21 protein-coding genes are annotated in these 19225 nt (G+C 70.9%); 10 read left to right on the top strand and 11 right to left on the bottom strand.

Going from position 1 to position 19225, the window contains the following annotated elements; translation table 11 throughout:
• The first annotated feature begins 35 nt into the window (after positions 1–35).
• The gene (gene bglX / locus K2224_RS29205) at positions 36–2378 is read left to right on the top strand and encodes a beta-glucosidase BglX (protein ID WP_221910196.1); all 2343 of its coding nucleotides are present in this window, start codon (positions 36–38) and stop codon (positions 2376–2378) included.
• Positions 2379–2390: 12 nt separating this feature from the next.
• On the opposite strand, the gene K2224_RS29200 is transcribed toward bglX, so the two are convergent.
• Complete coding sequence (locus K2224_RS29200) at positions 2391–2918, bottom strand: DUF6624 domain-containing protein (RefSeq protein ID WP_221910195.1); 528 nt, start codon at positions 2916–2918, stop codon at positions 2391–2393.
• Between the two features lie 200 nt (positions 2919–3118).
• Between K2224_RS29200 and K2224_RS29195 the strand changes: the two genes are divergently transcribed.
• Complete coding sequence (locus K2224_RS29195; RefSeq protein WP_221910194.1) at positions 3119–3604, top strand: Lrp/AsnC family transcriptional regulator; 486 nt, start codon at positions 3119–3121, stop codon at positions 3602–3604.
• 148 nt (positions 3605–3752) lie between these two features.
• Here K2224_RS29195 and K2224_RS29190 read toward each other — a convergent pair whose 3' ends face one another.
• Positions 3753–4838, bottom strand: a complete 1086-nt coding sequence (locus K2224_RS29190) for a sugar ABC transporter substrate-binding protein (RefSeq protein WP_221910193.1) — start codon at positions 4836–4838, stop codon at positions 3753–3755.
• A gap of 258 nt (positions 4839–5096) precedes the next feature.
• Between K2224_RS29190 and K2224_RS29185 the strand changes: the two genes are divergently transcribed.
• Positions 5097–5984: a phenylalanine 4-monooxygenase gene (locus K2224_RS29185; RefSeq protein WP_221910192.1), complete on the top strand. Its 888-nt coding sequence runs from the start codon at positions 5097–5099 to the stop codon at positions 5982–5984.
• A 120-nt stretch (positions 5985–6104) separates the two neighbouring features.
• Here K2224_RS29185 and K2224_RS29180 read toward each other — a convergent pair whose 3' ends face one another.
• Together K2224_RS29180 and K2224_RS29175 are read right to left on the bottom strand one after the other, a co-directional pair.
• Positions 6105–6893: a PP2C family serine/threonine-protein phosphatase gene (locus K2224_RS29180; RefSeq protein WP_221912019.1), complete on the bottom strand. Its 789-nt coding sequence runs from the start codon at positions 6891–6893 to the stop codon at positions 6105–6107.
• Between the two features lie 87 nt (positions 6894–6980).
• Positions 6981–8114 (bottom strand): site-2 protease family protein, encoded by a 1134-nt coding sequence (locus tag K2224_RS29175; protein ID WP_221910191.1) that lies wholly within the window; start codon positions 8112–8114, stop codon positions 6981–6983.
• Between the two features lie 237 nt (positions 8115–8351).
• Here K2224_RS29175 and K2224_RS29170 point away from each other — a divergent pair, with 237 nt between their 5' ends.
• On the top strand, positions 8352–8639 hold the full coding sequence (locus K2224_RS29170; protein WP_221910190.1) for a hypothetical protein: 288 nt from the start codon (positions 8352–8354) through the stop codon (positions 8637–8639).
• Between the two features lie 37 nt (positions 8640–8676).
• On the opposite strand, the gene K2224_RS29165 is transcribed toward K2224_RS29170, so the two are convergent.
• From K2224_RS29165 to K2224_RS29155, 3 genes are all read right to left on the bottom strand, one after another.
• Positions 8677–9117, bottom strand: a complete 441-nt coding sequence (locus K2224_RS29165; protein ID WP_221910189.1) for an SRPBCC family protein — start codon at positions 9115–9117, stop codon at positions 8677–8679.
• Between the two features lie 201 nt (positions 9118–9318).
• Entirely contained in the window at positions 9319–10482 is a 1164-nt protein-coding gene (locus K2224_RS29160) for a PP2C family protein-serine/threonine phosphatase (RefSeq protein WP_221910188.1), read from the bottom strand.
• A gap of 579 nt (positions 10483–11061) precedes the next feature.
• On the bottom strand, positions 11062–11754 hold the full coding sequence (locus tag K2224_RS29155) for an RraA family protein (protein WP_221910187.1): 693 nt from the start codon (positions 11752–11754) through the stop codon (positions 11062–11064).
• Between the two features lie 225 nt (positions 11755–11979).
• Between K2224_RS29155 and K2224_RS29150 the strand changes: the two genes are divergently transcribed.
• Together K2224_RS29150 and K2224_RS29145 are read left to right on the top strand one after the other, a co-directional pair.
• Entirely contained in the window at positions 11980–12744 is a 765-nt protein-coding gene (locus K2224_RS29150; RefSeq protein WP_221910186.1) for a TetR/AcrR family transcriptional regulator, read from the top strand.
• An 84-nt stretch (positions 12745–12828) separates the two neighbouring features.
• On the top strand, positions 12829–14118 hold the full coding sequence (locus tag K2224_RS29145; protein ID WP_221910185.1) for a cytochrome P450: 1290 nt from the start codon (positions 12829–12831) through the stop codon (positions 14116–14118).
• 98 nt (positions 14119–14216) lie between these two features.
• Here the strand turns inward: K2224_RS29145 and K2224_RS29140 are convergent, their stop codons facing one another.
• Positions 14217–14492 (bottom strand): CHAT domain-containing protein, encoded by a 276-nt coding sequence (locus K2224_RS29140; RefSeq protein WP_221910184.1) that lies wholly within the window; start codon positions 14490–14492, stop codon positions 14217–14219.
• Positions 14493–14580: 88 nt separating this feature from the next.
• Here K2224_RS29140 and K2224_RS29135 point away from each other — a divergent pair, with 88 nt between their 5' ends.
• Positions 14581–14808 (top strand): hypothetical protein, encoded by a 228-nt coding sequence (locus tag K2224_RS29135; RefSeq protein ID WP_221910183.1) that lies wholly within the window; start codon positions 14581–14583, stop codon positions 14806–14808.
• Between the two features lie 226 nt (positions 14809–15034).
• Here the strand turns inward: K2224_RS29135 and K2224_RS29130 are convergent, their stop codons facing one another.
• The 3 genes from K2224_RS29130 to K2224_RS29120 form a co-directional block, all read right to left on the bottom strand.
• Positions 15035–15241, bottom strand: coding sequence for a hypothetical protein (locus tag K2224_RS29130; protein ID WP_221910182.1), 207 nt, complete (start codon positions 15239–15241; stop codon positions 15035–15037).
• Between the two features lie 132 nt (positions 15242–15373).
• Positions 15374–15799 (bottom strand): MerR family transcriptional regulator, encoded by a 426-nt coding sequence (locus tag K2224_RS29125; RefSeq protein ID WP_221910181.1) that lies wholly within the window; start codon positions 15797–15799, stop codon positions 15374–15376.
• Between the two features lie 85 nt (positions 15800–15884).
• Positions 15885–16358, bottom strand: coding sequence for a nitroreductase family deazaflavin-dependent oxidoreductase (locus tag K2224_RS29120; protein WP_221910180.1), 474 nt, complete (start codon positions 16356–16358; stop codon positions 15885–15887).
• 171 nt (positions 16359–16529) lie between these two features.
• Between K2224_RS29120 and K2224_RS29115 the strand changes: the two genes are divergently transcribed.
• The 3 genes from K2224_RS29115 (at position 16530) to K2224_RS29105 (ending at position 19188) form a co-directional block, all read left to right on the top strand.
• Positions 16530–17075, top strand: coding sequence for a GNAT family N-acetyltransferase (locus K2224_RS29115; RefSeq protein ID WP_221910179.1), 546 nt, complete (start codon positions 16530–16532; stop codon positions 17073–17075).
• Positions 17076–17305: 230 nt separating this feature from the next.
• Positions 17306–17935: a TetR/AcrR family transcriptional regulator gene (locus K2224_RS29110; protein WP_221910178.1), complete on the top strand. Its 630-nt coding sequence runs from the start codon at positions 17306–17308 to the stop codon at positions 17933–17935.
• A gap of 191 nt (positions 17936–18126) precedes the next feature.
• Positions 18127–19188 carry a chitinase gene (locus tag K2224_RS29105; protein ID WP_221910177.1) on the top strand — a complete coding sequence of 354 codons (1062 nt, stop codon included), beginning with the start codon at positions 18127–18129 and terminating at the stop codon, positions 19186–19188.
• Positions 19189–19225: the final 37 nt, after the last annotated feature.

Raw genomic sequence — 19225 nt, 5'->3', positions numbered from 1 at the left:
AAACCTTTACCCGCTCCGGATGAAAAGGTGGAGGCATGGGTGGGCTACGACGTCGCTCCCTGCTCGCCGCCGCCGGCGGCACCGCGGCGGCCGCCGGTCTGGCGAACACCGGAACTCCCCAGGCACCGGCGCGCCCCCGGGCCGCCGCGAGCGCAGCGACCGGGGCGAGCGCCTCGACCGGGCCGGGGGAGCCCGCACCGGCGCCCGGAGACCGCCCCGGACCGTACGACCGGCAGGTCGCCGCACTGCTGGCGCGGATGACCACCGACGAGAAGCTGGGGCAGTTGCAGCAGCTCCCGTGGGCGTACGACACCGGGCCCGGCGGGCCGGGGACCAGGGCAGTCGAAGAGGCCGCCCGCAGGGGGAAGTTGGGCTCGGTGCTCAGCATCTTCGGCGCCCGTACCTGCAACCGGCTCCAGCGGATCGCCGTCGAGGAGTCGCGGCTGGGCATCCCGCTGCTGTTCGGGCTCGATGTCATCCACGGCTTCTGGACGACGTTCCCCATCCCGCTGGCCCAGGCCGCCAGCTTCGATCCGCGGGTCGCGGCGCGGGACGCGGAGATCTCGGCGCGGGAGGCCCGGTCCAACGGCGTGCACTGGACGTTCGCGCCGATGATGGACGTGACGCACGAACCGCGCTGGGGCCGGATCGCCGAGGGCAACGGCGAGGACCCGTACCTGACCGCCGCGTTCGCCGCCGCCAAGGTCCGCGGCTACCAAGGGGAACGGCTCGCCGACGCGGACCGGATCGCCGCCTGCGCCAAGCACTTCGTGGCGTACGGGGGCGCCGAGGGCGGCCGCGACTACAACACCGTGGACGTCTCCGAGTCCCGGCTGCGGAACCTCCACCTCCCGCCGTTCCGGGCCGCGGTGGACTCCGGGGTGGCGACCGTGATGGCCTCGTTCAACACCATCGCCGGCGTCCCCGCGCACGCCAACCCGCACACCCTCACCGACGTCCTGCGGCGGGAGTGGGGCTTCGACGGGATGGTGGTGAGCGACTGGAACGGCGTGCAGGAACTCGTCCCGCACGGGGTCGCGGAGGACGGCGCGGACGCCGCTCGGCTGGCGCTCGGCGCGGGCGTCGACATGGAGATGACCAGCACCACCCTGGTCACCCACGGCAGGCGGCTCCTCCGGGAGGGGCGGATCAGTGCGCGGCGGCTGGACGAGGCGGTCGCGCGGGTGCTGCGGCTGAAGTACGCGCTGGGGCTGTTCGCGCACCCGTATGCCGACGAGGGGAAGGCGATCGGCGGGCCGTCGGCCGAGGCCCGGGCGGCGGCCCGGGACGCCGCGAGCCGGTCGATGGTGCTGCTGAAGAACGACCGCGGGGTGCTGCCGCTGCACGCGAAGACCGGCTCGATCGCGGTGGTGGGGCCGTTCGCCGACTCCCCCGACCTGCTGGGGACATGGGTGATGCCGCCCGCCGCCCGGAAGTTCCCGGCCGGCACGGTGCTGGACGCGGTGCGGCAGGCGGCACCGCGCAGCACGGTGCGGTACGCCCGCGGCGTGGACCCGCAGGGCAACGACACCGGCGGCATCCCGGCGGCCGTCGCGGCGGCCACCGCCTCCGAGGTGACGGTCGTGGTGGTGGGCGAACCCCCGGCGCTCAGCGGGGAGGCCGCCGCACGCAGCGACATCGGGCTGCCGGGCGCCCAGGAGCGGCTGGTCGAGGCGATCGCCGGCACCGGCCGGCCGTTCGCGGTAGTGCTGGTCAACGGCCGCCCGCTGACCCTCGGCGACTGGCTGGCCCGGACCCCGGCGGTGCTGGTGGCCTGGCACCCCGGCATCGAGGCGGGCCACGCCATCGCCGACGTGCTGTTCGGCAGGACCGACCCGGGCGGCAAGCTGCCGGTGTCGTTCCCCCGCTCGGTCGGCCAGATCCCGATCCACTACAACCACGAGAACACCGGCCGCCCCTACGACCCGGACGACAAGTACACCTCGAAGTACCTCGACCTCCCCGACGGACCGCAGTTCCCGTTCGGCCACGGCCTGAGCTACACGACGTTCCGCACCGGCGCGCCCGAGGTCAGCACCGACCGGATCGCGGCGAGCGCCCTCCGCCGCGGCGAGACCGTCGAGGTCGCGACGACCGTCACCAACACCGGCTCCCGGACCGGCGACGAGGTCGTCCAGCTCTACCTCCACGACCGGGCCGCCAGCATCGCCCAGCCGGTCCGCCGCCTGCGCGGCTTCCGGCGGGTGACCCTGCCCCCGGGAACGACCCGCACGGTGGCGTTCCGTCTGACCGCGGACGACCTCGGCTTCTGGACCAACGCCCCGCACGGCGACTTCCGCCTGGAGCCCGGCACCTTCGACCTCTACGTGGGCACCAGCTCAGCCACCGAGAACAAGACGACCCTCAGGGTGATCTGATGCGGGCGGTGTTCAGGCGAACCGGGCGACGTATGCGTCGAAGGGTGGGATGCCCACCTCTGCGCGGCGCCGGTCCATCTGGGACGGGTTCTCGCAGGGCCAGGGGATGGGGGTGCCGTTGCGGATGCCGGCGATCTGGGTGCCGTAGACCTGTTCGCGACCGTCGTTGACGAGTGTGCGGTCCTGGAGGAAGGCCAGGTCTCGGGAGGTGGCGAGGCCGTCGGCGACGGCGCGTTCGAGCAGGCCCAGGGCGCGGCGCTGGACGTCGAGTTGGCGGTCGGCGTGCTGGGCGATGAGCCAGGCGGCGCGGGCGGCGTCGGCGCCGAAGCGGTCCGCGGTGGGCCAGCCGTGGGCGTCGAGGATCTCGGTGAGGCGGTCGGCGTGGCGGGCGGTCAGCCGGCGCCAGGCCAACTGGTCGGCGAAGTCGTCGCTGTTGGCACGGGGTGCGGCCGCGTTGTCCTCGGCGGCCATGGCGACGAGTTCGGCGGCCACCGCGGCGAGGTGGTCGTCGGGGCCGTTTTGCTGTGCGTCGTACGTCATCTGCGTTCCAGGCTTCGTCGGTGGCCCCGTGTCGGGCCGGATGCCGCAACGCTAACTGCGCGAATCGGCACAAAAGATCGTTCTTGGGTACGGTGACAGGAGGGGCTCCGCGGCTGGATAATGGATCTGTCCCCGGAAAACTCCGAGCACTTTCGGCTCACCGCCGACCAACCCGCAGACCGTGAGGAGGCCGTGGGCCGATGTCCGTGGACGCGCTGGACGCGAAGATCCTCCGGCTGCTGCTGGAGCAGCCGCGGACGAGCGTGCGGGAGTACGCACGGGTGCTGAGCGTCGCCCGCGGGACGGTGCAGGCGCGACTGGACCGCATGGAGCGGGACGGGGTGATCACCGCCTACGGCCCGCGGCTCTCGCCCGCCGCACTGGACCACCCGCTGCTGGCCTTTGTGCACATCGAGGTGACGCAGGGTCATCTGGAGGAGGTGGCCGCCGCGCTGACGGAGGTGCCGCAGATCATCGAGGCGTTCTCGACGACCGGTGGCGGGGACCTGCTGACGCGGGTGGTGGCCCGGGACGCGGCGCATCTGGAGGATGTGATCCAGCGGCTGATCAGCCTGCCGGGAGTGGTGCGGACCCGCACGGAGATGGCGCTGCGCGAGCGTGTGCCACATCGGATGCTGCCGCTGGTCGAGGCCGTGGGCGGGGCGGCGGCCAAGCAGACGGGCTAGGGCTCTTCTGACGGATCTCCGTCAGAAGAGCCCTGGGGCCGTTCCGACCCCGACCCGACGGGGCAGGGCCTGGGGGCGGCGGGTCCCGTGATGCGTGGGGTGGTGCCCGGGGCCGGCCGTGGTGAGGTGCGGCGGTCCCGGGGGCGGCTCACTTGATGCCGAGGGAGGCGCACTCCGCCGCGACGGACGGGGTGCACAGCAGGTCGGTGCGGACGGCGCCGCTGTCGACGAGAGTGCCCTTGAGGTTCGCCTTGGTGACCATCACGGCCTTGAAGAGCTTGGCCGGGATGCCGGTCCGGCTCGCGTTGTCGGCGGTGGTGGAGGTGAGCGAGGCGATGCTCTGCCCCCGCAGCAAACGGAAGGCCAGCTCCGCGGCGGTCTCCGCCTCCGGCCGCACCTCCTTGTAAATGGTGAACGACTGAGTGCCGTTCAACACCCTCTGGAGGGCAGGCAGTTCGGCGTCCTGGCCACTGAGCGGAACGTTTTTCGCCCCGGCGGACTTCAGCGCGTCGGCGATACCGCCGGCCATCCCGTCATTTGCCGAGTAGACCGCGTCGACGCCTTGCGCACCACGGGCGTTGAGGAGATCGGTCATCTCCTTCTTCGCGGTGGCCTCGGACCACTCGGGGATGCCCTTCTCATAAACGATCTTGCGTACCTTGCCGTCGAGGGCAGCGTGCGCGCCCTTCTTGAAGGACGGGACATTCGGGTCGTCCGGGGAGCCGTTGAACATCGCGATGTCCGCGGTGGCCGCCCGGGAGCCGAGCGCGGCCAGAATTCCCTCGCCCTGGAGCCGGCCGATCTTCTCGTTGTCGTAGGAGACATACGCCTTGACGTCGCCCTCGGCGAGCCGGTCGTAGGCGATGACCTGCACGCCCTGACGTGCGGCGGAGTCCACCCAGTCCTTGGCGGCGCGGGCGTCGACCGGGTCCAGGACGATCACCTTGACGCCCTTCTTCACCAGGGCCTCGAACTGGGTGCGCTGGGCCTCGACGCTGGACTCGGCGTTTGCGTAGTCCACCGTGCATTCGAGGCAGAGCGCGGCGACCTTGCGGGAAATGATGCGGCGGTCGAAATTCTCGTAGCGCGTGGATTTGTTCTCGGGAAGGAGGAGGCCGATGTGGTCCTTCCCTTCGGGCGCTTCCTGATGATCACTTCCGCAGGCCGCCAGGGGGGCGGCGAGCGAAAGCACCAACGCGCTGACGACGACGCGGCGACGTATTGTTGCATTCATCACATTCACTGCGTCCATTGCCTTCATCGGCCTCATGAAATGTACCTCCACAGGGGCCGCCCTGACTCGGCCCATGAATGGCTGAGTGAACGTCACCGAAGCCCGAATCGTCAAGAAACGAAGTAATAACGATACGGAAGCGGGATCTGCGTTGAGATCCCGAAGGGTGTGGCGGGCGTGCCGGTGGTGGTCGATACCCCGCCCTACGGCGGGCTACGCCAGGTGAACTTCCTCCCGCGGCGGGGCAGGTTCACAGCCATGACCACGGCACGGAAGTACACCCCGATCTCCGCGGAGGGGCGGCTGGGACGCGCCAACGAGCATCCCGGGCGCTGCGATCAGGTCTATCGGCGGCGCCGCGACGCCCTGGCCGCCCGCGCCGAGAACCACCAGGTGGGGACGCCGTATCCGGACGTCGCGTACACCGAGGAGGAGCACCGGACCTGGCGGACGGTGCATCAGGCGCTGGCCCCGGCGCACCGGGCACACGCCTGCCGGGAGGTGCTTGCGGCGCTGGACGACGCCGAGATCCCCGCCGAGGGGGTTCCGCAGCACACCGACATCACCCCCGGGCTGCGGGCCCGCACCGGGTTCGCGCTCACCCTGGCGGGTGGGGTGGTGCCCAACGAGCGGTTCCTGGGGGCGATGGAGCACGGCTACTTCCATGCGGTGCAGTTCGTACGCCATCCGGCCGTGCCGCTGTACACCCCCGAACCGGATGTCCTGCACGACGTGTTCGGGCACGGCATCCATCTGTCGTCGCCGCGCATCGCGGAGCTGTACCGGGTCATCGGCCGGGCCGCGAACCGGGTGCGGACCGCGGAGGCGCTGGACATTCTGAGCCGGGTCTATTGGTACACCCTCGAATACGGGCTGATCGCCGAATCCGGCGTACCGAAAGCCTATGGCGCGGCGCTGCTGTCGTCGTACGGGGAGATCGCCGCGCACGACGCCCGGGAAGTGCGCGAACTGGACATCTGCCAAGCAGCCAGCACTCCGTACCGTATTTCCGGCTATCAGGCCGTTTTGTTCGCAGCACGGTCTTTCTCTCATCTTGAGGACGCAATCGGTGCGTTCTGTGCGGAATTCGACGACGACACCGGGGACCGGCTGGGGTTGCCGTCACTGCCTCGCGACCGGTCATAGGGCGGCATCGGCCCGGCGCCCGACCACAACCGGCCAACGCCCCACGCCGCGCCGGGCTTTGGACCGTGGGTCCGCGTCCCCCACCAGGTCCCCGGCGCCGCGCGCGACCGACCGGCCGCATCAGCGGGGCGGTTCCGGTTCCTCTCCTCCCCCGATTTCCGATTCCTGCTCCGCCTCGACGGTGATCAGCGCCAGCGTGATGTTGTCCGGTGCGCCCGCCTGCAGGGCCGCCTTCCACAGCTCGAAGACGGCCCGCCCGCCGTCGTGCGCCCGCAGCACCGCGGCGATGTCCTCCTCCAAGACCGGGTCGGTCAGTCCGTCGGTGCAGACCACGTACCGCCGGTCCTGGGCGAGCGGCACGGACCGCACATGGGGGGTGATCGCGCTGAACCGAGGCGCGCCGCCGATGGCCTGGGTCACCAGCGACGTGGTCCGCTGCCCCTCTCGCAGCGGCGGGCTGTCGTCCACACTCACCTGACGCAGACCGTCCTCCCCGGCCTCCAGGACGCGGCTGTCGCCGACGTTGAAGACCAGCAGCGCATCGGGCAGCACCACGGTGCCTGCCACCGTGGTGCCCATCGCCGTCAGCGCCCGGTCCCGCTCGGCCGCGGCGTATACGGCGCGGTTGCACCGGGTCAGCGCCTGCCGCACCGCGTCCACGCTGTCCAGCGACGGCCCGAGGGCCGCCAGATGCGCCACGGTCAGCGCGCTGGCCACCTCACCGCCCGGCTGCCCGCCGATGCCGTCGGCGACCGCCACCACGAGGGGGCTGCCCACCGGGAACACCAGCGTCTGGGGGTTCTCGGTCACCGTGCCGCACAGCGTCCACGGCCCGGCGACGAGGCTGTCCTCGTTGTGCTCACGGACCAGCCCGGTGTGGCTGAGCGCCGCAACCGTGATGTACCGCATCGGCGTGTCCATGGCCGTCGCTCCCTCACGGTCGCTCCCTCGTCGGGCCCTCCGCGACACATCCCGCCGCGCCCCGGAGCCGCGGGCTCACCCGGGCCCCGCCCGGCCGCTCAGCGTGTGCCGCTGCATCAGCCGGGAGACGTCCTTCCCGGTGATGATCCCCACCAGGTGCCCCGCGTCGACGACCAGGATCCGCATCCCGGTCGTCAGGGACAGCTTGTCCAGCGCCTCGGTCAGCAGATCGTCCGGCGCGGCCACCGCGCACTGGGACAGCGGTGTGGCCACGTCCCGCACACGGAGTTCCTCGCGCTGGGCGAGCGGTATCGACGCCAGCCTGCGGAGCTGCACCACGCCGCTCGGCCGGCCCTCGAAGTCCAACAGCGGGACGGCGGAGTGACCGGTCTGCACCGCCACCTCGTCGATGAAGCGCTGGACCGTCAGCCAGTCCGCCCCGGTCGTCACGGGGCTGGACATCGCATCGGCCGCCCGCACCCCGCGCAGTGCCGACTGCAGCGCCGCACGACGCCGCTCCGACCCGGCGACGACCGTGATGAACAGCCCGATCACCGCCAGCCACAACCCGCCCGTCATCCCGCGCAGTACGGCTATCCAGCCGGCGGCCACCAGCAGCCCGCCTATCACCTGCCCGCCCCGGGAAGCCGCCAGATCGGCGCGGTCGCGGTCGCCGGTGCGCCACCACAGCAGGGCCTGCACCACCCGGCCCCCGTCCAGGGGGACGGCCGGCAGCAGATTGAACACGCCCAGGAACACATTGGCCCAGCCCAGCCACACCAGGACCACCGCGGGCACCGCCCCCAGTGACAGTGTGCCGAGCCCGAAGCCGGCCCCCAGCGCGACGCCTCCGATGACCAGGCTGGTCAGCGGCCCGCTGACGGCCACCGCGAAGGCCGCGGACGCGCTCTGCGGCCGCCCCATCCGCGTGATCCCGCCCAGCGCCCACAGGGTCACGTCCTCGACGGAGATCTGCTTGCGGCGCGCGATGGCGGCGTGCGCGGTCTCGTGCAGCAGCAGACTGGCAGTGAGCAGCGCGGCCCCGACGACCCCGGCCACGGCATAGACCAGCGCCGAACGGCCGGGAGTGATCACCGGCAGCGTCTGCCGCCCGAGGCCGTACGCGAAGAGCACCACCAGCAGCGGCACACTCCAGTGCATGCGCAGCGGCACCCCGACGACATGTCCTATCCGGACCGAGCCGTTCATCAGCGTCTCCCGCCGGTCCTGACGGTGATTCCTCCGGGCAGGGCCCCACGCCCCGCACTCCACGGACCGCCCGGCACGGCACTCACCCCCCATTGTCACTCGCCCCCTCCGCTGTCGAACTCGGTCGTCGCCTCGGCCGGTGCGGGCCCGCATCCCGAACTAACCTGGAGGTGCGGACGCCTCTCTGTGCGGCCGCCCGCACAGAACGCGTACCGCCCTGGGACGGAGGCGAGGGCCATGGGACGCAGCCACCACTTCCACCTCGATCACGGTGGCCACTCGATCACCGTGAACGTCGGCCCGGGCCGGGACGGCGAGATAGAACTCCTGGTCAACGGCAAGGTCGTCGCCTACCAGAAGGAACACGGCACCGGCCTGAACCTCATCACCGGCGAACTTCCCGACGACCCCGCGCGGCTCTTCCGGGTGCACATCCGGGAGCCGCGGCTCGTCCCCACCGCACCCCGCTGCACACTCGAACTGGACGGGGTGGAGCACCCGATGCCCGAACGCTTCCTCGTCTGAGACCCTCCCCTATCGCCGCTTTCCCTCCGCTTTCCTCCTACTTGGCCCTGCCTTCCGTCTCCACGAGCTCCTTGAACTGTTGGAGATCGCTGCGCACGCCCCGTTCGATCGCGACTGCCTGCGCGAACCCCTGGGGCCCGCCGAAGGTCTCCTTGATCGTGCCCGGGTCGTACTCGAACCGGGCCTGGAGCCGGGTGTGCCCCCGGTCGATGGGCAGCAACGAGAACGTCCCCGCAAGGTCGGGGCCGCTCGTGGTCTGCCACGTCATCACGTTCTCCATCTCCCGGTCGACGATCTCCACGTCGAACGCCTGGGTCCGACCGCCCGCGTCCACGTCCAGGTGTGCCCGCCGTTGACCTTCCGACCGGGCCTCCCGGACGCCGTTCAGAAAGCGGGGATAGCTCTCCGCACGATGGAGGCAATCCCAGGCCGTTTCGATGGGAACACCGATGTCGATGTGTTCTTCGAGAGTGCTCATCGGACACCTCTCAACCTCTTCACTGCCACCCCCCCCATTACGTCTCCAGGGTCCTCCGCCCGAGGGCCGGAAGCGACCCGAGTGCACACAAACGCCCTGACCAGCCGCGGTAGCCCGGTCCCCGGCCGCCTGCCGCCCCGTCCCGCCCCACCGCCTCCGCTCCCGCTGTCCGTGCCCCGTGCGGCTCGTCGGCGGGATCCTTCAGGCGGGGTCCTTCCCGCACGGTGCGATGGCGAGGATGGCCACGTCGTCCTGGAGGATGCGGGTGTGGCGGGGCAGGTCGGCGTTGAGAAAGTCGATGACGTCGGCCGGCCCGGGGGCGGACCGGCCCCCGAACCGCTGGCCGAGCCGGTCCAGCAGCGGGTAGAACGCACCCGTGTGATCCCGGGCCTCGATCAGTCCGTCCGTACAGAGCAGCAGCACATCACCGCAGGTGAAGCGGTGGGTGTACGAGACCGGAGGGTCGGCGGCCAGGCCGCCCAGCCCCAGCGGGAGGGCGGGCGGTCCGGTGAGGGCCGTCACCTCCCCGCCGGAGATCAGCACCGGCTCGATGTGCCCGTGGTTGATGATCGTCACCTGCTCGGCACGGGCGTCGTACTCGATCAGGACCGCGGTCACGAACAGTTCGTCGTCGGGGATCTCGGCCGCCTCGTGAGCCAGTCGGCGTTCCATGCGGGTGGCCACCGCCAGCAGGTCCCCCGGGTCGTAGACCGCCTCGCGGAAACTGCCGAGGATGTCCGCGACGGTGCGGACCGCCTGCAGCCCCTTCCCCCGGACGTCGCCGATGATGGCCCGCTCGCCGGCCTTCGTGGCACGGATGTCGTAGAGGTCTCCGCCCACCATGGTGCCGACCTCACCCGAGCGGTAGAGACCGGCCGCCAGCAGCCTGCCGACCTGGTGGGGCACCGGCCGCAGCAGGGTCCGCATCAGCGCCTCGGCCACGGAGTTGACCCGCACCAGGTGCCGCTGCTGACGCTGCCGGTACCAGGACAGCGCCACGCCCATGATCCCTACGACGATGGTGGAGAGATACGTCGCGACATAGTGGTTCCCCCACAACTGATGTGGATTGTGGCCCGTGCAGCACGGCGTTCCCGCGAGCACGCCCTCCAGGACGACGACGAAGACGGTGACGACGGCGACCCCGAACGGACCGTGGGTGAAGGCGGCGAGCACCGGCACGGCGATCAGCAGGGAACTCACCGCCCACTGGGTGGGGGTGATGAACTCCACCAGCAGCACGGCCAGGACGTAGAGGCCGGGCAGCCAGCGCATCCACCCGGGGACCGTCGGCGCCTCGAATCCGTTGCTGTCCACCAGTCCGGAGATCCGCTGGACCGGGCGGCCGCGGTCCGACAGCCTCACGGCGACGGCTCCTGCCGCGCCGCGGGGAACGGACCCGCCAACGCTGTCACCCCAGTCTTCAGCGCCACCGCTCGACGACCCACTCACGCGACTTGTTCACACGGGCTCCCGCCACCGGCTCCTGTCGGACTCCTGCTCCTGCCAGACCGTGCCCAAGGCCCACAGCCTGACGCGCGCGGCGGGCCAGCCCGACGATTACGCCAACGGCGGCATGTCACCTCCTCTCGGCTCTCCTCCCCTGGGCCTCCGGTGCCCTTGGTGACACCGTGCGCGGGCGCGATTCCCCTTCGTGGCTCAGGCCGTCCGTTCCGCACCTCTGGCTCACACCGTCCCGTGGTCCGTTCCGTACGTGCCGGCCGGTGTGCTGTGAAGTCGTGCATGACGCCCTCTCTTTCGGACAGTCGGTCGGGTCCGTCCGGCGCGGTTCTCTGCCGCCCCGCGACGTGTTCCACTGTCCGCGATCCACCGCCCGGCGGCATCAACCCGGGGGTGGTAACGCGGCGTCAACCCCTGGTTGTACGCGAGGCGCCGGTCGCCTGCCTGTGGTCGACCGGCGCCTCTTCCCCTGTCCTGACCTCGCTATTCCTCCACCGCTCCGCCGACGCGCCGGAGGTGCTGTCGGAAGGTGTAGGCCGGATCGGCGGCGCGGCGCGCGAGGAAGTCGTCGAAGGCGGTCTGCCGGCGCAGGGTCTCGCCGGCGCGGATCCTGCGGGCCTGTTCGCGTTCGGTCTCCCAGATGGTGCGTGCGGTCTCCAGTACCTCCTCGGCACGGTCCGCGGCGACGAACAGCACACCGTCGTCGTCTCCGAAGACGACGTCGGCGGAGGTGACCAGGTGGGCGCCGAAGCGCGCGCTGACCAGGGCGTCCGGTTCCCGTTCGGTGAGCCGGACCGGGCCCGGCGCATGGCCCCCGTAGCTGAAGACGGGGAAGCCGATCTCGACCAGTTCCGGGGTGTCCCGGTGCAGTCCCCAGATCACCACGCCGGACAGTCCCACGGCCTGCGCCTCAAGTGTCAGCAGGTCGCCGACGCATGCCTCGTCCTGGCGGCCGCCGTTGTCGATGACCAGGACGTCGCCCGGGCGGGCGTCGGTGAACGCCTCCAGGAAGATGTCGACGCTCCCGTAGTGGCGGGCGGGCAGTGCGCGTCCGGCGATCCGGTGTCCGGAAGTCACCGCGCCGATGCCGGGCGGGGCGGCGCGCAGCGGGACGCCGAGTCGGACGCAGGCGTCGGCCACCAGGGGCGTGGACAGCTCGGCGAAGCTCTTGAGCATGGCGTTCTCCTCGATTCGGTCCTGTCACCGCCTCGGCGCGGTCGGTGCGGTCTGTGGCGAACGATGCCATGGTTCCCGGCCGTTGGGGCCGATTGCACGAGGGGGTCAACTCCCGTTCCGCCGGCTGCGCGTGGCCGGAAACCGCCTTATCGGGACATCGGTTCCGGCCTAGCTTTGACCACATGACCAGATTCAAAATCTGGTCACGGATGCGGAGGAGGGCACGTGGAACGGGCCGAGCGCGGTGAGCGCATCCTGGAGGCCGCCGGGGAGCTGCTGCTCGCCTGGGGCTACCGGCGGGTGACGATCGACGAGATCGCCCGCCGCGCCAAGGTCGGCAAGGGCACGGTCTATCTGCACTGGAAGACCAAGGACTCCCTGCTGCTGGCCGTCGTTCTCCAGGCCCAAGCCCGCGGGCAGCGGCGGCAGTTGGATCGTATGCGGGCCGATGCGCGGGATGTCCTGCCGAGCCGGATGATGCGTGGCTACTACCGCAGCTTTCTGGACGAGCCGGTCCTGCGGGCCCTCTACACCGACGACGTCGACGTTCTCGGTCGGCTGAACGACGCGGCCAAGAAGGAGTTCGCCGGCCTGATCGAGTTCACCAACCAGGTGACGCTGCGCTATCTCGAAGTGCTGCGGGAGCACGGGCTGGTGCGTACCGACATCGACGTCCGGCACCAGCTGTACATCCTGATGTCCACGACCAACGGCTTCTTCATGACCGAGGCGATGCAGTACGACCGCGCTCCGGACACCCCGGAGGTGCGCGGCGCCCTGCTCGCCGAGACGATCCGCAGCGTATTGGAAATACCGGCGGAGGACTTCCGCATGACGGACGCCGGGCTCGTCTCCGAGTCCGTTTCCGGCCTTTCACGTGGCACGACCGTGGCGGAGGCGCTGGTCTCCGCGGCGCGCGAAATCATTCCGCTGTACGAGCAGGTGGAGGAGTACGGCGCCCGGGAGATGCGCCGGCAACTGCGTGACTGAACGCCCCGCACGGCCGCGGCACGAATCCGGCCGCACCTCATCGCGGCATCCGTGCCGCCCCAGGCTCATTCACAGGAGAAAGCCATGACCGAGTCCGCGGCCTCGCCCTTCAGCGAGTATGTCGGCAAACACCCAGGCGAGCCGAATGTGATGGAACCGGCCCTGCTCGCCGACCCGTTCACCGGATACGGGGAGTTGCGCGAGCGGGGAGCAGTGGTCCGCGGCCGGTTCGTGGACGACACACCGGTGTGGTTCGTCACCCGCTTCGACGAGGCCCGCGACGTGCTGCGCGATCAGCGCTTCGCCAACAACCCGAAGTGCGCGGCGGGTGGCGAGGACGACGAGACGCCCACCGACCGGCTGCTGAAACTCATGGGGTTGCCCGAGCATTACCGGGAGTATTTCTCCGGCAGCATCCTGAACATGGACGCCCCCGATCACACCCGGCTCCGGCGGCTCGTCTCCCGGGCGTTCACCGCCCGCAAGATCACCGATCTGCGGCCGCGGGTGGAGGAGATAGCGGACGAACTGCTGCGTCGGCTTCCCGAACACGCCGAGGACGGCGTCGTCGACCTCGTCAAGCACTTCGCCTATCCGCTGCCCATCACGGTGATCTGCGAACTGGTGGGAATTCCGGAGTCCGACCGGCCGCAGTGGCGGGAATGGGGTGCCAAGCTCGTCTCACTCCGACCGGAGCCGCTCAGCGGGGTGTTCCCGGCGTTGGTCGAGCATATTCACGGACTGATCCGGGAGCGGCGCACGGCGCTCACCGACGATCTGCTCAGTGGACTGATCCGGGTGCACGACGACGACGGCGGCCGACTCAGTGACGTCGAAATGGTCACGATGATCCTGACCCTCGTCCTCGCCGGTCATGAGACCACCGCCCATCTCATCGGCAACGGCACCGCCGCGCTGCTCACCCACCCCGATCAGCTGCAACTGCTGAAGTCCGATCCGGAACTGCTGCCCCGTGCCGTGCACGAGTTGATGCGCTGGTGCGGTCCGGCACAGATGACGCAGATGCGGTACGCCACCGAGGACGTCGAGGTGGCCGGGGTGCAGATCAAGAAGGGCGAGGCCGTGATGCCCATCCTGGTCGCGGCCAACTTCGACCCCCGCCACTACGCCGCCCCCGACCGGCTCGACGTCACGCGCCATCCTGCCGGCCGGGCCGAGAACCACGTCGGTTTTGGACACGGTATGCACTACTGCCTGGGGGCGAGCCTGGCCCGCCAGGAGGGCGAGGTGGCGTTCGGCAAGCTGCTCGCCCACTACCCGGATGTGGCGCTCGCGGTGGAACCGGCGGCCCTCCGGCGCGTACCGCTGCCCGGCAACTGGCGGCTGGCCGAACTGCCGGTCCGGCTCGGCTGACGGTCGTCGCCGATACCGGGCGGGACCTCGGCGTGGACGAGGCCCCGCCGGGGCGCACCCGGTCCGGCTCGGGCGGGTGACGTCGGTGCGCCCGACTCCTACGGCCCGATGTGGATGTGCTCCGCCCATCTGCTCGGCAACAGCGGGGCGTTCGCCCGGAGGGTGCGTATGGACTCGTGCAGGGCGCGGGCGGGGCCGGGGCGGGAACTGGTGCGGAAGCGGCGGGCGGCCTCGGCGGCGGTGGCGTCCTCGACGGGCCAGAGGGTCACGACGACCTGGCCGAAGCCGGCGAGGCGGAAGGCACCGCCGATGTGGACGGCCTTGTCGGGGAGGCGCCCGGACCGGGCGGTGGGGCGGCGCTCGGCCAGCGGCATCCTTCGACCACGCCCGCCTGGTGCACGGCGCCGCCCGCTGCATAGCGTCGCCCGCTGCGCGGCGGCCTTCGCGGCCCGGCCGCCGTCGGTGCGGCTGCTCTTCGCCGGGGCTCTGCTGCTGGCGGTGGCGGCGGCCGGGGTGGTGCTGCGGCTCTGGCTCGGGTCGTGGCCGCGGGCGCTGCGCGGTCCCACCGTGGCTCGCCGCCGGGTGGCGGCGTCCGCCCAACTCGCCACCTGGGCCCTGCCGTTCGCCGCGGTCGCGGCCGCCTGGTGGCTCGCCGCCCTGATCGCCGCGGTACCTGCCGCTGCCGGCTGACGGCGCGGGCGGGCGGCCGTCGCGTCCTACGCCCTGCTGTTGGAGGTGACGGTGGACGTCCACGCCGGTGGCCTCGCGGCGAAGATGACGGCGGGCGAAGGATGGACCACGGAGGCCGGGGCGGCGCTCACCCGCCGGATGAAGAAGGGCAGTTGACGGGCGAGCCGGTGGCCAGGTGGGGACGAGCGAGGGGTGAGGGTCGGCTCGGGAGGGGCTGTGCCGCGGGTCAGCCCGGTGTGTCCTGGTCGGACGGACGGGCGGTGTGGCCGAAGGAACGCAGTATCGAAGCCGACTCCGCGTCGCCCTGGATGGAGTGGACGAGCTGTCCGTCCGGGTCGCGCATCTCGACGACGCGCAGCGGTGCCGGTACTCCCCGGCGGCGGCGTCGCTTCGGGGGCGACTGGTCGGTCGGATGGCTGTGTTCATGCCTCAACGGTGCCTCGCGGGACCGGCGGCCCACGTCAACCCCAGAGTCGTAGTCGCCAGGCGCGATCAGTAGACCCCAGGCATGACGCCAACCCCAGGTATGAGGACCACGGGGCTGTCGCCCGGAGCGGTCCGCGGATCAGGCCGCGGCGGCGGGCTCGGCGTGCGCGGAGGCCGGGCCGCCCGGCCGCCCGGGCCCGTCCGGTTGCCCGCGGAGGTCGGACAGCCGGTCCAGGAGCTGGTCCCGGACCGCGACCAGGTCGTTGATACGGGCCTGGAGCAGGGCGAGCCGCTGCTCGAACACCTCGATCTTGGGGGCGGGATCGACGCAGGTGTGTGTGCCGGTCAGCTCGTCGCGCAGGCAGTCGTCGAGCAGCCGCAGGTCGTCGGTGGTCAGACCGGCGGCCAGGAGAAGCCTGATATTGGCCACGACCCGTACCGCGTTCTCCCCGTAGCTGCGGTAGCCGTTGGTGGACCGCTCCGGGCGGAGCAGGCCCTGCTCCTCGTAGTAGCGCAGCGCCCGGGTGGTGACGCCGGTGGTGCGGGCGAGTTCCCCGATGCGCATTGTTGCCCCTCCTGGTGGCTGCGGTCAGGAGGGTCCTGGCGGCTGCCGTCAGGAGGGAGCGTAAACCTTGCCGCCGACGTGAAGGTCAAGCCGGGTCGCCGAGCGGAGTGAGGACGACCACCGGGATGAGCCGTCCCGCGCGGGCCTGGAAGGTGGCGAACTGCGGATCGGCGGCCACCTGCCGGTTCCAGAGGCGGTCCCGGGTCGTCCCCGTGGCTTCTGCGGCGCGGGCCCGGAAAGTGCGGGTGCCGACCTCGACGGTGACCTCGGGGTGGACGGTCAGATTGCGGTACCAGGCCGGTGGCGTCGGCGCACCTCCGTTGGACGGGAACACGGCGAGCCGGCCGTCCTCGTCCGCCAGGTAGCAGGCGGGCGTGACACGCGGCAGGCCGGACCTGGCTCCCGTGGTCGTCAGCAGGAGCAGCGGTTGCCCCGCCAACGGGCCGCCGACGACGCCTCCGTTGGCGCGGAACTCCGCGATGATGCGGCGGTTGAAGTCGTTGCCACCCTCGGTGGCCTCGGCCGAGCGGCGTGTGGTGTTCGCGATGCTGGTGCTCATGGGTGTCACCCTCGACCTTCACGCCGGGGTGAAGGTCAAGTCGGTCCGGTCGGATGCCCGCGTCCCGCTCTCCGCGCCCCGTCCCCTCCGCCCCGCGCCGTGGCCCCGTCCCCCTCTCCCCTCCCCGAAAATCGCTGGTGGAGGCGGGCCCGGCGCGCCGAGCATCGCTGCATGGACACCTTCCTGACGACCGACCGTCTGGCTCTCCGCCCGTTCACCGACACCGAGGCCGACCTCGATCTGGTGGTGGAGCTCGACAGCGACCCGGAGGTGATGCGGTACATCACCGGCGGCCGCCCGATGACCCGTGAGGAGATCCGTGCGGAGTCCTTCGCGCGGATGCTGCCGGGCGGGTTCTGGGCCACCCATCTGCGGGCGACCGGCGAGTTCCTCGGCTGGCACTGTCTCCGTCCGCTGAGGGGCGCCCCGGCGGGCTCGGCCGATCTGGGCTACCGCCTGCGCAAGGCCGCCTGGGGCAGGGGGTTCGCCACGGAGGGTGCCCGCGCACTCGTGGCGAAGGGCTTCGGCGAGCTGGGCTACGACCGGATCACCGCGAACACCATGTATGTCAACTCCGGGTCCCGCCACGTGATGGAGAAGTGCGGACTCACTTATGTCCGCACCTACTTCGAGGAGTGGCCCTACCGGGTCGAGGGCGACGAACACGGTGATGTGGAGTACGCGCTGAACCGGGAGGAGTGGCTTGCGCAACGTTAGGAGGACGAACCGAATCCGAGCCGTATGCACCACATGCACCACATGCACCACATGCACCAGATAGACCGCATGGACCGCATGAGCGGCATGCGGGGCGGATCCCGGGGAGACCAAGGGAAGATCCGATACAGGGCTGCATCGGATACGTTGCTGTACCGTGAGCGGGCTCGTTCACCTCGGCGCGTCAGTGCCCGTGCCGGCACCCCTGCCGATGGCTGTGGAGGAACACGTTGCCCAAGGGACCGACCAAGCGCCGACCGCAGACCACGGCACGCCTGCTCGACGCGGCACTGGAGACCTTTGCCGACCGGGGCTTCCACGGCGCGTCCATCGAGGAGATCTGCGAACGCGCCGGCCTCACCCGTGGCGCGTTCTACTCCAACTACCGCACCAAGGAAGAGCTGTTCTTCGCCCTCTTCGACCTGCACGCCCGGCGGGTGGTCGACCGGCTCACCGCGGCGGTCGACGAGATACACGACAGCGAGGATCCGCTGCGCGCGCTGGTCGCCCGGATCAGCGCACTGGACGAGGCCGAGCGACGCTGGTATCTGCTGTCGACGGAGTTCACCCTCCACGCGATCCGGCACCCCGACACGGCCCGTACGCTCGCCGAGCACGACCGCCGGCTCCGCACGGAGATCGCCAGACTGCTGGCCGTCCTCTTCGACCGTCTGGGACGGCGCCCCACCGTCGCCCTCGACTCCCTCGCCCGCCTGGTCACCGCCCTCCACGAGGGCTCCCTCGCACAGAGCCTGGTCGAACCGGACCGCCTCCCTCCGGACGAGTTGCCCGGCACCTACCTCCCGCTCATGGTCAAGGCCGCCTCACGGGCCCGCCGCACGCACCACACGGACCCCTGAAGCCCTGCCGCAGACGGCCACCCACGTCCGGCCCCAAGACGCCGTCACGCTCCACACCGAAGGCGTCGCGACACGCCAACTCCCGTCCGGTCCATACCCATTGACGAAAGGTATGGACCAATCTACGGTGTCCGCACCACCCCCCGTTTTCCCCGCCACTGACGCCCAGTCGTGGCGCGAAGGGAGCCAGCATGACCGGTCGGAGAGCGCGTCTGCTGAGAACCGGCCTGGCGGCCGCCTGCCTCCTGCCGCTGCTGGGTGCCGCCGGACCTGTCGTCGCCGCCGCGCCCCACAGCGACACCTGCGCCACGAAACCCAGACCCACCGGCAAGGTCCTCCAGGGCTACTGGGAGAACTGGGACGGCGCCGCCAACGGCGTCCACCCGCCGTTCGGCTGGACGCCGATCACCGACCCCCAAATCCGCGCCCACGGCTACAACGTCCTCAACGCGGCCTTTCCGGTCATCGACGCGGACGGCACCGCCCTCTGGGAGGACGGCATGGACGCGACCGTGAAGGTGCCGAGCCCGGCCGAGATGTGCCAGGCCAAGGCGGACGGCGCGACGATCCTGATGTCCATCGGGGGCGCAACGGCCGGTATCGACCTCAACTCCACCACGGTCGCGGACCGTTTCGTCGAGACGGTCGTGCCGCTCCTGAAGAAGTACAACTTCGACGGCATCGACATCGACATCGAGACCGGCCTGAGCGGCAGCGGCAACATCAACCAGCTGTCGCCCTCCCAGTCCAACCTCATCCGCATCATCGACGGCATCCTCGCCCGGATGCCCGCCGGCTTCGGCCTCACGATGGCCCCCGAGACCGCCTACGTCACCGGCGGCAGCGTCACCTACGGCTCGATCTGGGGCGCCTACCTGCCCGTCATCAAGAAGTACGCCGACAACGGCCGCCTGTGGTGGCTGAACATGCAGTACTACAACGGGAGCATGTACGGGTGTTCCGGCGACTCCTACGAGGCCGGCACCGTCGAGGGCTTCACCAAGCAGACCGACTGCCTGGCCAAGGGCCTGACCATCCAGGGCACCACCGTCCAGGTCCCCTACGACAAGCAGGTCCCGGGTCTGCCCGCCCAGCCGGGCGCGGGCGGCGGCTACATGTCCCCGGGCCTGGTGGGGCAGGCGTGGAACACCTACCGCAACGACCTGAAGGGCCTGATGACGTGGTCCCTCAACTGGGACGGCGCCAAGGGCTGGACCTTCGGGGACAACGTCAAGGCCGCCCAGGGCCGCTGAGCCCCTGGCGCCCGAACGACGCCCGGTCCGGTCGTCG

It is taken from the genome of Streptomyces sp. BHT-5-2 (assembly GCF_019774615.1).
Classification (GTDB): Bacteria; Actinomycetota; Actinomycetes; order Streptomycetales; family Streptomycetaceae; genus Streptomyces.
This window is presented reverse-complemented; position numbering and strand designations above follow the sequence as displayed.

Coding starts and splice junctions, on each gene's coding strand:
- bglX (WP_221910196.1), top strand. CDS start 36: ATGGGTGGGCTACGACGTCGCTCCCTGCTCGCCGCCGCCGGCGGCACC.
- K2224_RS29200 (WP_221910195.1), bottom strand. CDS start 2,918: ATGACGTACGACGCACAGCAAAACGGCCCCGACGACCACCTCGCCGCG.
- K2224_RS29195 (WP_221910194.1), top strand. CDS start 3,119: ATGTCCGTGGACGCGCTGGACGCGAAGATCCTCCGGCTGCTGCTGGAG.
- K2224_RS29190 (WP_221910193.1), bottom strand. CDS start 4,838: ATGAATGCAACAATACGTCGCCGCGTCGTCGTCAGCGCGTTGGTGCTT.
- K2224_RS29185 (WP_221910192.1), top strand. CDS start 5,097: ATGACCACGGCACGGAAGTACACCCCGATCTCCGCGGAGGGGCGGCTG.
- K2224_RS29180 (WP_221912019.1), bottom strand. CDS start 6,893: ATGCGGTACATCACGGTTGCGGCGCTCAGCCACACCGGGCTGGTCCGT.
- K2224_RS29175 (WP_221910191.1), bottom strand. CDS start 8,114: ATGAACGGCTCGGTCCGGATAGGACATGTCGTCGGGGTGCCGCTGCGC.
- K2224_RS29170 (WP_221910190.1), top strand. CDS start 8,352: ATGGGACGCAGCCACCACTTCCACCTCGATCACGGTGGCCACTCGATC.
- K2224_RS29165 (WP_221910189.1), bottom strand. CDS start 9,117: ATGAGCACTCTCGAAGAACACATCGACATCGGTGTTCCCATCGAAACG.
- K2224_RS29155 (WP_221910187.1), bottom strand. CDS start 11,754: ATGCTCAAGAGCTTCGCCGAGCTGTCCACGCCCCTGGTGGCCGACGCC.
- K2224_RS29145 (WP_221910185.1), top strand. CDS start 12,829: ATGACCGAGTCCGCGGCCTCGCCCTTCAGCGAGTATGTCGGCAAACAC.
- K2224_RS29140 (WP_221910184.1), bottom strand. CDS start 14,492: ATGCCGCTGGCCGAGCGCCGCCCCACCGCCCGGTCCGGGCGCCTCCCC.
- K2224_RS29125 (WP_221910181.1), bottom strand. CDS start 15,799: ATGCGCATCGGGGAACTCGCCCGCACCACCGGCGTCACCACCCGGGCG.
- K2224_RS29120 (WP_221910180.1), bottom strand. CDS start 16,358: ATGAGCACCAGCATCGCGAACACCACACGCCGCTCGGCCGAGGCCACC.
- K2224_RS29115 (WP_221910179.1), top strand. CDS start 16,530: ATGGACACCTTCCTGACGACCGACCGTCTGGCTCTCCGCCCGTTCACC.
- K2224_RS29105 (WP_221910177.1), top strand. CDS start 18,127: ATGACCGGTCGGAGAGCGCGTCTGCTGAGAACCGGCCTGGCGGCCGCC.